A 12,855-nucleotide genomic window follows, 5' to 3' on the forward strand; every position below is an offset into this window, starting at 1 on the left:
AAAGATTGCAAAGCGAATGCCAGTTATGAATTTCATTTAACTAACTGATTTAATGTTGGATTATTGAGTTAGACTATAATTTTAAGTTGAGATTTGTCATTTTGAGAATCAGTATAAAACTGTCTAAAGTACTTAAATCATCTAGCCAAAATGTCCAGTTAACTACTAAGACGAGTATTAGCGGTCGAGTTGATAGATTTCCAACAACTTCGGGACAACAGCTTGTGGCGAATATTGGTGTTTGACGGTTTCTATCGCGTTACTTCTGAGAGAGTCACGTTGTTCAATCGACAATGATATCCACAAAGATAAAAACTGTTTTAGTTCAGCTTCTGAATTGGCGAGGTAGCCGTTAACTTGGTGCTCGATGAGTTTAGGCAAGTTACCAACTGAGGTGGCGAGGACAGGAATGCCGCGAATCATGGCTTCTAATGCCACCATAGGTAAGCCTTCAAAGCGGGAAGGGATGATTAACAAATCGATTTGGCTCCAAACGTCGTCCATATTGGTTTGATGGCCATGAAAGGTAACATTATCAGGCTGCGATTTAACTAACGCTTCCATTTCTGGCCCGTCACCAAAAAGCTCAAACCGAACATCAGGAAACGATTTGGCTAATGCGACAAATCGATCAGGCGCTTTTTCGTGGCTTAATCGTCCCACAAAGCCTACATGGAATGGGCTTGATGAAGGGGAGTTTGTTAATTCGGTTGGGACTTTAACAAAGTTATTCAATTGATGGGTTTTACTCGGCACTTTCGCTTTAATCTTCTCACTGACCACGAGCGACCGATCAGAAAGAAAGCTGCTGTAACGGTCGAGCCAGTCATAAAGCCACACTTTGCCTGTTGGGGTTTCACCTGCATGATAAGTGGTGATTTGTTTGGTGTTGTTTAAACGAGGTGGGAGCTTTATTAGTTTGCTGACCAAACTTGCTTTGTAACCATGAGCATGAATAAGCCTTGGCTGATAATGATGAGCTGCACGTTTAAGCTGTGTCGCGCTATTGCCGCTTGAACCTGCAGAGTATGAGGCTAAATCGGAGAGGTAACTATAAGGGATGTTCAGCGCATTCAACTTTTCAACGATGATCGCTTCAGGATTAAACTTAGTCAAAAGAACGATTCGAATAGCCTCTGAATACTGAGCGCTTTCAGATATCAGGCCTTGTGCTAACTCTAAAACATGCGTTTCTATGCCTCCAAAAGTTTGGCTGTCGATCAACAGCCAAATCTCGTGAAGGTTTACGTTGAGTACACCTTGGCTAGGCTTGATTGTACTCATCTTCCGATTCCCAAGCCTGTTTCTTACGATAAACAGTAGAAGGGCTAAGTTCTAACAGCACGGCAGCGTTTAACACATTCCCATCGCAATGATTGATGGCATGTTGAATAGCTTCGCGCTCTATTTGCCACATTGGACGAATAGCACCTTCGCTTGTTGTAAATACGGGCGTCATCGGGTCGTTGTTAGCGGGGATAACCGAGGATTGCTCCAACTCTTCCGGTGTAATAGGTGGCAACTTAGCTTCTGGTGCTTTCACAACAGCAGCTTGGGGCGCAGCTACTCGAATAGGTGTCACTGATTTCGTGGCTGTAGCTACGTCTACTTTATTAATCGGAGGCGGTAACATGTCTTTGGTCACGCTCGTTTCATTGTTCAACACCACGATGTTACGGATGATGTTTTGCAACTGACGTACGTTGCCTGGCCACGCATAACGTTTAAGTAGATTCTGCGTTTCTTTGTCTATTGATTTGAACTTCTTCTTGTCTTGCTTCGCGTACAGCTTCAAGAAGTGATTAGACAGGGTGACAATGTCACTTCCTCGTTCACGAAGCGGTGGCATCTCGATAGGCACAACGTGAACACGATAGTAAAGGTCTTCTCTAAAGCGTCCTTCTTCTACCTCAACCAGTGGATCGCGGTTGGTCGCACAGATAATTCTGACATCCACTTTAATCTCGCGGTTGCCACCGAGTGGGGTAAACGTCCCAGTTTGCAAAAATCGTAGGAGCTTCTTCTGCATCTCCAATTCCATTTCACAAAGCTCATCGAGAAATAGGGTGCCGCCATGCGCTTGCATCGCCGCACCTTTACGGTCGGTTGTTGCACCAGTAAAGGCACCTTTAACGTGACCGAAAATTTCGCTCTCCATTAGGTCTCGAGGGATAGCGCCACAGTTAATAGCCACGAAGGGCTTACCGTTACGCTGGCTCTCTTGGTGGATCGCTTCCGCACACACTTCTTTACCCGTACCACTTTCACCGTTAATAAACACGCTGGCTGTGGTTGGTGCTACCGAATCGATGATCTTGTAAACCGCTTGCATAGGTAGGCAAGAGCCGATGAAATTATGAAAGCGGTCACGATCGAACTTGCTTTGCATGTCATCGACAAGGTTCTCTAGCTTAGCTCGTTTCAAATGCAAGCGGACAGAGGTTTTAAGTCGATCGGCTTGAATTGGCTTTTCTAAGAAATCTTCCGCACCGCGCTGGATGAGATCTACAGCAATATTTACTGAGCCATGTGCTGTCGCGATGATGACGGCGGTTGGTATTTCACTTTCGCTAATCCAATCAAGTACTTCTTCACCTGGCATGTCGGGCAGCTTAAGATCGAGAATAACAAGCTGTGGTGAGTGTCTTTCAATGAAGGTCTTCGCTTCCGCGCCGGTTTCGACGTGGAAAATATCGTAGGGCTCGTCTTTTACGTACTGCTTGTAGAGTACGGCGAGTGATGTGGAGTCTTCAACTAACAATACCTTAGGGCGCATTGTGTATTCCTTTTGAAACTTTATCCTAACCAATCAATAACATAGTGATATGTATCCATCAATACGAGTTTTGTGTAATTGTTATCTACCGCATGCAATCTCTTAACAAACTATAGGTGTACTTCTCGCGTTGTTGGTCACGACGGAGTGCATGTTAATGGTTACTATATTGATAACCACTATATTGATAACGACTATGTTGAGTTTTTATCTTATACCTATGATGAACATCCAAAGTTAACTGAAGCCTGCCTCCTTTCTTTCAAGCAAGGCTTTGATTGAACGCTCTGCGAGTTCTAATAATTCGTCAACTTGTCGAAATACCGCATCATGATTCTGTTCTAAACATTGCTTCTCTAAAGCGCGAGCTAACTCACCCAAAGGGCGATTACCTAATGAGAGTGCGGTGCTGCCAAGAGTATGAACCTCAAACTCAAGTGTTTGAGCGTCGTGCTGAGCGACAGCCTCTTTTATGGCGACCAAGCGTGTTTGTGATTCTTCGACATAATGGTCGATCAAGATCGGGATAATATCCGCACTTGTATCTTGAATCATTTGCTCTAGAACGCTTTCATCAACAAGCCCGCTAACTTCTTGTGAGTTTGGATTTGCGGGTGTGTCTGACGTTACAGGGGTATTCATCAAACTAAGTTCCTTTTGTTGAGCGTAATAATTAAGTTCTAGTCATTTTCTAGAATAATTTCAACTGCTTGTCGTATAAATAGAGCAATTAATTACCATCTCACTCATATTGCTACAGGGTTTGTGACAAGCCTAACGGACTGATTTAATTTTGTTTTCTCTTATGAAGTATAAACTTAGGCACCTATTAGCCTGGGTACTTATAAGCTTAAAGGGGAGTGTGCAGGACAAAGCGAGGCCGATACACATAAAAAAGACCACTGCAGTTACTAACAACAGTGGTCTTAGAGCCAGTTAACTCGCTTGGCTAAGCTAAAAAGCTATAACCCAAATAGCGATAATTTAAACAGCCGTGCTTTAGATAACGAAAAGTTGAACTACGAAGCTTTATCAATCTTTGGCTTTGGGTCGGTTTCTACTTCTTCCTCGCTACTTTCAGAGAAGATATCAGCAACAGCGCTTCTCTCTAGTTCACCTTTTAGGTTACCGTCCTCATCAACAACCGGAAGAGAATAGTCACAAGACATAGTGTCTGGTAGCACTTCTTCAATCACCGCATCAGGTAAAATGGCTGGAACTTCTTCGTATATCTCTTCACTGAAGTCATGCACCGATGAATCTTCAACTGCATCCTGTAGGCTCTCTTGTGTGACTAGACCTTGATAGCCTTCATCCGTTACGTGATAAGCGTAGTCATTTTTCAGCATCTTCATTTGTGCCAAAGCACCTTCAATCGTTTCAGATGTGATTCGATAGAGAGGGGGCTGCATAACGGTTTCAACGGTCAAAGCACGAGCACGGTTTACGTCTTTAACGAATGCCTCTACATAGTCATCGGCTGGATTCAGCAGAATCTCATGTGGCGTACCTTGTTGTACCAACTCGCCATCTTTCAAAATTGCGATTCGATCGCCAAGACGAAGTGCTTCATCCAAATCGTGGGTGATGAAAACAATCGTCTTATGAAGCTTCTCTTGCAGTTCAATGAGTTGATCTTGCATTTCACTTCGAATCAAAGGATCGAGCGCTGAAAACGCTTCATCCATTAATAAGATTTCAGCATTAGTACACAGAGCTCGAGAAAGACCAACACGTTGTTGTTGACCGCCAGAAAGATGGGCAGGGTACTGCTTGCCGTAACCTTTCAACCCCACCGTTTCTAACCACTCATTGGCTTTCGCTAAACGGTCTTCTTTTTTGATGCCTTGTACTTCCAACCCGTACGCAACATTTTCTACCACGGTACGATGAGGCATTAAACCAAAACGCTGAAATACCATCGACATTTTATGACGACGGAACTCTTCTAATTGCTTGGTATTCAGGCTCATTACATCAATGCCTTCGACCATAATTTTACCCTGAGTTGGGTCAATTAAACGGTTGAAATGGCGAATCAGCGTCGATTTACCCGAGCCAGAAAGCCCCATGATAACGAAGATTTCGCCACGGTTAATCTCAAGGTTAATCTCTTTCAAACCAACGGTATGACCCGTGTCAGCAAGAATCTGGTCTTTGTGTTCGCCGCTCTGAACTCGGTTCATCACAGACATCGGTTTCGGTCCAAACACTTTGTATAGGCCACTAATCTCAATCAATGGTTTAGTCATGCTTGAGTCCTCCTAAATGCGCATTGGTTCTTCTTGCGTACGCCTGCGAAGCGCGGTCAAAAAGGATTGCTAGGGCAACAATGGCGAAACCATTCATCAAGCCTAATGTGAAGTATTGGTTGGTAATAGATTTAAGAACCGGTTGTCCTAGGCCTTTAACACCAATCATTGATGCGATAACAACCATAGACAGTGCCATCATGATGGTTTGGTTGATACCCGCCATGATCGTTGGCATTGCTAACGGTAGTTGAACACCCCATAAGCGTTGCTTTTTGCTCGCACCAAAAGCGGTAGCCGCTTCCAATACTTCTTTGTCGACTAAGCGTATGCCTAGGTTGGTTAAACGAATCACAGGTGGAATCGCGTAGATAACCACGGCGATCAGCCCTGGGATTTTACCGATACCAAGCAGCATTACCACGGGGATCAAGTAAACGAATGCCGGCATGGTTTGCATGATATCAAGCATCGGCGTAACGATAGATTGCGCTCGATTCGAGCGAGCCATCGCAATGCCAATCGGAATGCCTAAGAATATCGAAACCAAGGTACACACAGTGATGATACTGAGCGTACGCATGGTGTCTTCCCACATACCAAAGTAACCAATAAGGAGCAGGGAAATGACACAACCTAAAGCCAGTTTCCAAGAACGACTCGCTGCATAGACAAGGCTTGTACAAACAGCGAGGACTATAATCCAAGGGGTTGAGATAAGAAGTTTTTCAAACCAAACAAGGAATGAAAGAAGAGGGTCAAATAGAGATTCAATCATTTCACCGTATTCACGAGAGAATTCACGGTATGCGCCATCCAGCGTCTTTTTTATGGTTCGTAAATCAGCGCGTTCCATCTCTGGAAAGGTTGATAACCAATTGGTGTCAGCCATTTTATATCCTTATAGTTCGGAGCCACTTGTTCATACGATGAGGTAATCGCCTATGAAAAGGGCTCCGAATCATGAATAACATCAAGTATAGCGACGTTATTTCCGTATTATTGTTGAAGCGTAATTACTTGTTGTTAAACCAAGCTTTTACAGTTCGGCTTCAACTTTCTTAGCCACTTCTTCAGAAACCCATGGGTGCCATACTTCTGGGAATTCACTCAAGAAATGCAGACTTGCTTCTTCACCATCGGCTTGGTTGTCTTCCATCCAAGCAAGCAGCGAGTTCATTTTGTCGTTTGTGAAACCACGTTTAGTGAAGTAGTCATAAGCTTCAGGAGCACGTGACGCAAAACTCTCAGTGGTGATAGTGTGAACGGGTGAAGGCGGGTACATGGTCGCTTTAGGTGAATCACAGTCTTCTTTAGTGGTACAAGTTAGGAACTCTTGTTCATTAACACCACTGCCAAAGTCAACTTTAACCATGTCGTATTTGCCTAGAACGGCAGTTGGCGCCCAGTAGTAACCGAACCAAGCTTCTTCGCGCTCATAAGCTTTTGCGATAGAGCCAGATAATCCAGCACTCGATCCTGGGTCAACAATAGTGAAACCGCTGCCTTCAAGCTCAAGAGCGTTAAACAAGTTTCCGGCGCTGATCTGACAGTTCCAGCCAGCTGGGCAACTGTAGAATGCTGATGTATCTGGGTCTTCAGGGTGCTTAAATAAGCTGGCGTTTTTACGCACGCCTTCGATGGTTGCCATCTCTGGGTATTGTTTAACGAGGTAAGCAGGAACCCAAAAACCTTCTTCGCCGCCGTTAACAAGTGATTTACCTGCATAGCGAAGACGTTTTTCTTCGACACCTTTATCTAATGCGTCTTTTAAGCTGTTGCTCCAAAGTTCAGGTGCAACATCAGGCTGGCCTTTTTCAATCATGGATGTGCCTGTTGGCATAGTGTCGCCAGGGATAAGTTCGGCATCACACCCATAACCATGTTCTAGGATGAATTGGTCGATATTAGCGATCAGTGTTGCAGAGTTCCAGTTCATATCTGCGATTGTTACGCTGCCACATTCTCCAGCGTTAGCATTACCGCTGGCTGCTGCTACTAACAAAAATACGGAGCTTAACTTGTATTTCATATTGAGTTTCCTTTCTCTTTAATAATACAACTAAGGTAACCAAGGTAAATTGATTATCTAAATTGCTCGATGGTGATCCTTTCCGTGTATTTGAACCATTTGAGCAGAAGGAGGGATGGGTGAAGTTTGAATAGATAAATGTGCAAAGTCAGTGAAGTGTGATTTGCCAATTCATCCACTGTGTTTCAACAGCCATCGGATAACTTTGTCAAACTATTACAAATTCGTCAAAAACCACCTCTATTTATAATCTTAGGGAATAATCGTACGAATTCCATCTTTGATGCGATTTACATGGCACTTTAACCGTCTGTGTCACATTACCGATAAAGTTAGGCATGGGCGGTTGATTTTTGAAGGGTTTTAAAGGTGGTAAGACCACGATCGAAGTGTGTGAAATGCGTTGATTGGTTTTTAAAATCGTATTTTTAACAATAATTTCGCTAAAAACACCCAACTTGGTTTTGGGGTGTTTGGGCGTAAAGTCCAATAGGAGCGGTGGCTGTCAGGGTTTAATGACAGCCATACAGCTGCACAAGAAAGCTAAGTTGCATACAAAAGATATAGTTGTACAAAAAAGCTATCGTGGCGCAGAAAAGTTACATCGGTAGATTTAAAAACTCATTTTGGTAAAGCTTATTGGCCAAGCTATCGCGAAGTTTAGATGGAAGGAATTTCATGCGATTGATTTGTCTTACCAACTCTTGTGCAAAGCTAGGTGTTTGTTTCATGTTCATCACACAACCCATAAGATTGATACTCTGCGCATCAAGCAGCTTTTTCGCTTGTTCTAGGTGGTGACTAGAGGTTTCACCATAGGCGACAACCATCAATGTGCTGTCACAGGCACTCGCAACAGACTGTGCGGGGATATTCCCTTTGTTAATATTGAGAAGCGGTGAGGTATCAATGATGACTCGATCGTATTTCTTTAACCATTTGTTCACCACTTTTTGTAATGTAGTCGGATCTTTATAAGCCAATTGCGTTGATGCAATTTGTGGAGCAGGGACACCGATAAACGTACGATGAGACTCGACATGTTCAATTAACTGTCCCTGTTGATTGTCTTCCAACATGTTCAAATCTTTAAAAGCAGGATTGTATAAGTTGAGGTCAACATAAAGCGTAGAATGACCAGCAAGGAGAAAACGTTCTGCTAATGCAGTTGCAATAGAGGTTACGCCGTCACCTGAATGACAGGCAGTCACGCAAATCGATTTCTGTCCGTTAAGTTCAGAAGCTAGATACAGTTGTTCTACTTCTGCTTGGATTGCTGAAATAGTCATTATAAAGCTCCTATTAAGACGATCATTGTTGTTAGACGTAATATGTCTTCTAGACCTACACGAGCTTTTTCCATAAAGCTCTCACGGCGATCTGGGATGTAGATAGTGTCACCAGCGCGCAGTACTGGTAGGTTGTAAATATTGGCTGTTTTGCTGAATTCAACAAGGTCGAAGGTACGAGCTTGGCCTTGGCAACAAGACATATTCACAATGGTAATTTTCTCTACGTAAGCATTGTCGGTAGGGCCTGCCGCCTCTGCCAATATATCTAAAATGGTCATGTTGTCGTTGAACACATAACGTCCTGGGTTGTTAATCGCACCAAGCACACGAACGGTTTCTTCCTTCGGTGTGTCTAACCAGTTTTTACCTTTCTCCGGAATATAAATGGTGTCACCGGTAGTTACATTTGGCAGTAATGATTCGTCACCGGTTTCAAAGTAGAGCGATAGATTGAGTTTGCTTACTTTAGAGTAGGTTTTATCACGATGCGTGACACGAACGTTGTGTATATCGGCATCCTTAGTAGGCCCGTCAGCTGCAGACAAAATGTCAAGAAAGTGCATGTCTTTGGTGAAGCGGTAACGACCCGGTGCATTCACTTGTCCAAAAATGTAGATCGAAGCATCAGAGCTTTGACGTACCCATTGAGATTTATTGTCTGACGGATCTTGTGGTAAGTCATGGACACGGACGATAGAGCCTGCACGAATTTGTGGCATCAGATCTCGTGGCGCACCATTTCTGATGAAATCATCAAGATTAAACACAACCAACTTTCTACCCGTCACGACTTCAATTTTCGATGTGTCAGCGCGTAGCGTGGGGCCGCCGACGTGTGCCAATAATCCCATAAAGTTCATTTCATCTGACCATTCTATACGACCAGGTCGATTCACCTCACCGATCACGTTAACTGCTCTATCTGGTGCAATCTTTAACCAAGATTTCTCGTTCATGTCGGTTTTCTCTGGAACGAAAATAGCGTCACCGGCTTTAATGCTTGGAGGATTAGAGTTAGGTAGGCCTTCTGTGTAAGCCGCTAAATCGAACTTAAGCACTTGACCATCTGCTTTGATCACACGTATTTGTCGTGACTCAGCAAATCGAGTCGGACCGCCAGCATTGGCAAGGATATCCATGAAGGTAGCGTCTCTTTTTCCTTCAAAAGCGCCAGGGGCAGCGACTTCACCCATAACGTAAACCATGTTTGCGCCGGACTTGATCTCTTCTTCTTGCTTAGGCACGAAAATGGTCGCACCCGGGCGTAAGATTGGAAGCAAGCTTTCGTCACCAGAATCTAAATAACGTTTAAGATTGAACAGCGTCGGTGTGTTATTTGAAATCACACGAATTTGCTCAACACTTGCATAGCGAGTTACGCCGCCCGAGCGCATTAGTACGTCGACAAGGTCGGTGTTCTCTTTATAAGTGAACGAACCCGGCGCGTTTACCTCGCCAAATACTTTAATGGAATTACGAGAATCTGCACTGTCGCCAGAGTTAGCAAGCTTGGCAGCATCGAATTCTTGTTCAATATTGCCTACTAATGGCGATGCTGGAACAAAAAGCGAATCCAATGATTGCAGAGTAGGTAGCGTTGATTCGTCACCTGAATCAAGGAAACGTTTGTAGTTAAACTCTTTCTTATCCGCGCCTCGCTTAAGAATCAATTTGTCCAGTTGCGCGCCTGGGCGTAATCCACCCGCTGCGTAAAGCGCCATTTGGATACTTGAGCCTAACGCCAGTGTGTATTCACCGGGTTGTTCTACATAACCTTGCACGTAGATGATAATTTGCTGCTCTTTTACATATACCGAAGCGTTTGAAAGATCTTTATAAGCGGTAGCCAGTGACTCTAAAACGACTTTGTTAAGTTGTTCACTGTTATAACCCGCAACAAATACGGCGCCCACTTCAGGGAGGGTAATGCGGCCACGTTTATCCACTTGGAACCCTTTGTTCAACGTACTTTCACCGGGTACGTTAACTTGGATAAGGTCACCGACTTGAACCGCGTCTGAAAACTCTTCGTTAGCATTTACGACACTCGTAAAGCTTAACGATAGGGTGATGATAAAAGCGATCAATGATTTCATAATCCACCTCCCATTTTCTCGGCATTTTTAGGGGAGATAACTTCAATACTCACTCGGCGGTTAGTTAAACGCGTACCGTCTGATTCGCCTTCAAAAAGAGGAACCGTTTCGCCAACAGATACCGCTTTGATTCGTTGAGCACCTAAGCCAAAAATAGTTAGGTAGCGTTCGACTTGTTTCGCTCGTCCAAGTGCTAACTTATCGTTGTATTCTTCGGCACCCGTTGCATCAGCGTGGCCGGTAACAACAAGGTCTATGGATTTGTGTTCTTTCAACAGGTTGGTCGCTTCAGCAAGTCGCCCCATGTACTTTGGGTTAACTTCGGTAGAGTTCTCTGCAAATTGGTTGTCAACATTAAGCAGGTCGTACAACTGTTCGATAACCGACAATTGCATTCTAAATTGGTTTTCATTTTTTGGTGGTTCACACCGTGCTTGTGACGTCACATAGTCCAGTTGAACTTCAAGTTCGTTTAAACGTTTTCTTTGAATGACTAGGTCGTTTGCCGCATCTAGAAGCAGGCCACCTTGTAGTTCGCGAGCGATACGATTTTGCTTCTCTATCGCTTGCACAACAGCAGCGGGGAAGCACCAACGGGCGCCTTCTTGAATCAAGGCATCAAGATGTAATTTAGCCAGTTGCCAATCAAAACGTAATCCGTGTTCAGGACCAAGAGGCTCGTCTGGCATGACAGGAGAAAAGTCGGAATTTTGGTAATTAATAGAGTCATAACTTTCAGCCAAGCCGCCAGTGCCTTGTTCAGGGTAGCTAGTACAGCCACCTAGAACTAAAGCAGACAGAGAAAGGGCTATGTAGCTTTTCAGTATTTTCATGCCAACGTCCTATGTTTTTACTTTTTATTATTATGTTTTGTTACTTCTAGCTTAGTGGATCTTCATGAATTTGTAGGATTTTTTGAGTTTACTGGGATGGCGTGCCCAATACGTAACAAGTTCATTATTTCAAGAGGCTGACCAGTCACATTTTCAAGTCGCATGTTGCGTTCGCGTTCAGTTAGGCGTTTGAACATGTAAACAATCGCGCCGACACCAGATGAATCTAAAAACTCAACTTGGCTAAAATCGACTTCGATTTCAGGGTGGCCGTCATTTGAGATTACATCGTCAATATCAGTCTGAGCATCACGGCTTCCCGCTGCGTCTAAATCACCGAAGATAGAAAGAGTTAGTGTGGTTGTATTCAAATCAATCTTACGTAGTTCCATAGCGAAATCTCCTTTTAAGTATGTATGAACAATTGCACTGAATGTGCCAACTTTTATATTTATATTTTTCAACAACTTAAATCGACTGCTAATCTCTATCTCATATTGAGAAAGTTGGTTTCTCAATATGAGAACTAAAAACGGCGGAACATATGAGAGCCATAAGCCATTAATTTAATGAATGAAAGTAAAGGTTAGATAAGGTTGATGAGTTGATCGCATCTTCTAGCAAAGATTGTCTAACTGTGTGTTAGAGCGCTTAGGATTAAAGGCATTTGTTGACCACTACAGATATTAATACGGAGCAAATGATGAGATTAACTAAATTGGCGATAGCCACTCTATGGGCGTGTTCGCTTGCATCTCATTCATCCTATTTACCGCCTGATCATCTGGTGCTCGCAAACACATACCAGCAAGGCATTGATGTGTCTGAATACTGGAAGAGTGAAAAACTCGATGGGATTAGAGCGCTGTGGGACGGGCAGCATCTTTATACACGCAACGGTAATCGCATATACTCACCGAAGTGGTTTACAAAAAACTTACCGAAGGTACACCTTGAAGGGGAGCTCTGGGCAGGAAGAGGCAAGTTCCACTTAGTCCAATCCACCGTCCTCGATCACACACCTAGTGATGCTGCGTGGCGCCAAATAGACTTGATGCTGTTTGATATGCCAGGGGCTACTGGCGATTATCAAAAGCGCTATTACAACATATTGCATTGGGTAAGTGTGATTGGAGAACGTCATGTCAGCTACATCGAACATGTACCGATTCAAAATGAAGAAGCTCTGTTTTATCAATTAGACAATGTCGATGAACGTAATGGCGAAGGTTTGATGCTCAGAAAAATTACCAGTCGTTATCAAGCAGGTCGAAGCAATGACCTGTTAAAACTAAAAAGGCATCACGATGCCGAAGCCACAGTTATTGGCTACAAGGGCGGGACAGGTAAGTATAAAGGAATGATGGGTTCGATTTTGGTTTACACGGAAGAGGGTGTGGAATTTTATATTGGAAGCGGGTTCAGTGATCAAATGAGACTTGCGCCGCCTGAGATCGGCAGCCGTATTACCTTTCGTTACAATGGCTTTACTCAAAATGGAAAACCCAAGTTTGCGCGCTTCGTTAGAGAGAAAAGTGAATATTAAGGCACATACTGCCGACTGATGCGAAATA

The 12,855-nt window shown here is 43.7% G+C and carries 11 protein-coding genes; 1 reads left to right on the forward strand and 10 read right to left on the reverse strand.

Features of this window, described 5'->3' with window-relative positions; genetic code table 11:
* Positions 1-177 precede the first annotated feature (177 nt).
* The 10 genes from AB4407_RS04490 to AB4407_RS04535 all read right to left on the reverse strand — a co-directional run bounded on the left by AB4407_RS04490 (position 178) and on the right by AB4407_RS04535 (position 11,673).
* On the reverse strand, positions 178-1,284 hold the full coding sequence (locus AB4407_RS04490; protein WP_372119073.1) for a glycosyltransferase family 4 protein: 1,107 nt from the start codon (positions 1,282-1,284) through the stop codon (positions 178-180).
* Positions 1,265-2,776 carry a sigma-54-dependent transcriptional regulator gene (locus AB4407_RS04495; RefSeq protein WP_372119076.1) on the reverse strand — a complete coding sequence of 504 codons (1,512 nt, stop codon included), beginning with the start codon at positions 2,774-2,776 and terminating at the stop codon, positions 1,265-1,267. The genes AB4407_RS04490 and AB4407_RS04495 overlap by 20 nt, the downstream gene beginning before the upstream one ends.
* A 237-nt stretch (positions 2,777-3,013) precedes the next feature.
* Positions 3,014-3,418, reverse strand: a complete 405-nt coding sequence (locus tag AB4407_RS04500; protein WP_372119078.1) for an Hpt domain-containing protein — start codon at positions 3,416-3,418, stop codon at positions 3,014-3,016.
* A 377-nt stretch (positions 3,419-3,795) separates the two neighbouring features.
* On the reverse strand, positions 3,796-5,028 hold the full coding sequence (locus AB4407_RS04505) for a glycine betaine/L-proline ABC transporter ATP-binding protein (RefSeq protein WP_372119081.1): 1,233 nt from the start codon (positions 5,026-5,028) through the stop codon (positions 3,796-3,798).
* Positions 5,021-5,920 (reverse strand): ABC transporter permease, encoded by a 900-nt coding sequence (locus AB4407_RS04510; protein WP_372119084.1) that lies wholly within the window; start codon positions 5,918-5,920, stop codon positions 5,021-5,023. The genes AB4407_RS04505 and AB4407_RS04510 overlap by 8 nt, the downstream gene beginning before the upstream one ends.
* Before the next feature lie 147 nt (positions 5,921-6,067).
* Complete coding sequence (locus AB4407_RS04515; RefSeq protein ID WP_372119087.1) at positions 6,068-7,060, reverse strand: ABC transporter substrate-binding protein; 993 nt, start codon at positions 7,058-7,060, stop codon at positions 6,068-6,070.
* Positions 7,061-7,659: 599 nt separating this feature from the next.
* Positions 7,660-8,349: a chromosome partitioning protein ParA gene (locus AB4407_RS04520; RefSeq protein WP_372119089.1), complete on the reverse strand. Its 690-nt coding sequence runs from the start codon at positions 8,347-8,349 to the stop codon at positions 7,660-7,662.
* Positions 8,349-10,448 carry an SLBB domain-containing protein gene (locus AB4407_RS04525; protein ID WP_372119091.1) on the reverse strand — a complete coding sequence of 700 codons (2,100 nt, stop codon included), beginning with the start codon at positions 10,446-10,448 and terminating at the stop codon, positions 8,349-8,351. Before AB4407_RS04525 ends, AB4407_RS04520 begins: the two co-directional genes overlap by 1 nt.
* Positions 10,445-11,281, reverse strand: a complete 837-nt coding sequence (locus AB4407_RS04530; RefSeq protein WP_372119092.1) for an OmpA family protein — start codon at positions 11,279-11,281, stop codon at positions 10,445-10,447. The genes AB4407_RS04525 and AB4407_RS04530 overlap by 4 nt, the downstream gene beginning before the upstream one ends.
* Positions 11,282-11,343: 62 nt before the next feature.
* Positions 11,344-11,673, reverse strand: coding sequence for an STAS domain-containing protein (locus AB4407_RS04535; protein ID WP_004733793.1), 330 nt, complete (start codon positions 11,671-11,673; stop codon positions 11,344-11,346).
* Positions 11,674-11,948: 275 nt separating this feature from the next.
* Between AB4407_RS04535 and AB4407_RS04540 the strand changes: the two genes are divergently transcribed.
* Positions 11,949-12,827: a DNA ligase gene (locus AB4407_RS04540; RefSeq protein ID WP_372119094.1), complete on the forward strand. Its 879-nt coding sequence runs from the start codon at positions 11,949-11,951 to the stop codon at positions 12,825-12,827.
* The last annotated feature ends 28 nt before the right edge of the window (positions 12,828-12,855 follow it).

The sequence above is a fragment of the Vibrio sp. 10N.261.46.E11 genome (assembly GCF_041472735.1).
Classification (GTDB): Bacteria; Pseudomonadota; Gammaproteobacteria; order Enterobacterales; family Vibrionaceae; genus Vibrio.

Bases quoted from the DNA above. Each gene is read 5' to 3' on its own strand.
- AB4407_RS04490 (WP_372119073.1), bottom strand. From the start codon at position 1,284: ATGAGTACAATCAAGCCTAGCCAAGGTGTACTCAACGTAAACCTTCAC.
- AB4407_RS04495 (WP_372119076.1), bottom strand. From the start codon at position 2,776: ATGCGCCCTAAGGTATTGTTAGTTGAAGACTCCACATCACTCGCCGTA.
- AB4407_RS04500 (WP_372119078.1), bottom strand. From the start codon at position 3,418: ATGAATACCCCTGTAACGTCAGACACACCCGCAAATCCAAACTCACAA.
- AB4407_RS04505 (WP_372119081.1), bottom strand. From the start codon at position 5,028: ATGACTAAACCATTGATTGAGATTAGTGGCCTATACAAAGTGTTTGGA.
- AB4407_RS04510 (WP_372119084.1), bottom strand. From the start codon at position 5,920: ATGGCTGACACCAATTGGTTATCAACCTTTCCAGAGATGGAACGCGCT.
- AB4407_RS04515 (WP_372119087.1), bottom strand. From the start codon at position 7,060: ATGAAATACAAGTTAAGCTCCGTATTTTTGTTAGTAGCAGCAGCCAGC.
- AB4407_RS04520 (WP_372119089.1), bottom strand. From the start codon at position 8,349: ATGACTATTTCAGCAATCCAAGCAGAAGTAGAACAACTGTATCTAGCT.
- AB4407_RS04525 (WP_372119091.1), bottom strand. From the start codon at position 10,448: ATGAAATCATTGATCGCTTTTATCATCACCCTATCGTTAAGCTTTACG.
- AB4407_RS04530 (WP_372119092.1), bottom strand. From the start codon at position 11,281: ATGAAAATACTGAAAAGCTACATAGCCCTTTCTCTGTCTGCTTTAGTT.
- AB4407_RS04535 (WP_004733793.1), bottom strand. From the start codon at position 11,673: ATGGAACTACGTAAGATTGATTTGAATACAACCACACTAACTCTTTCT.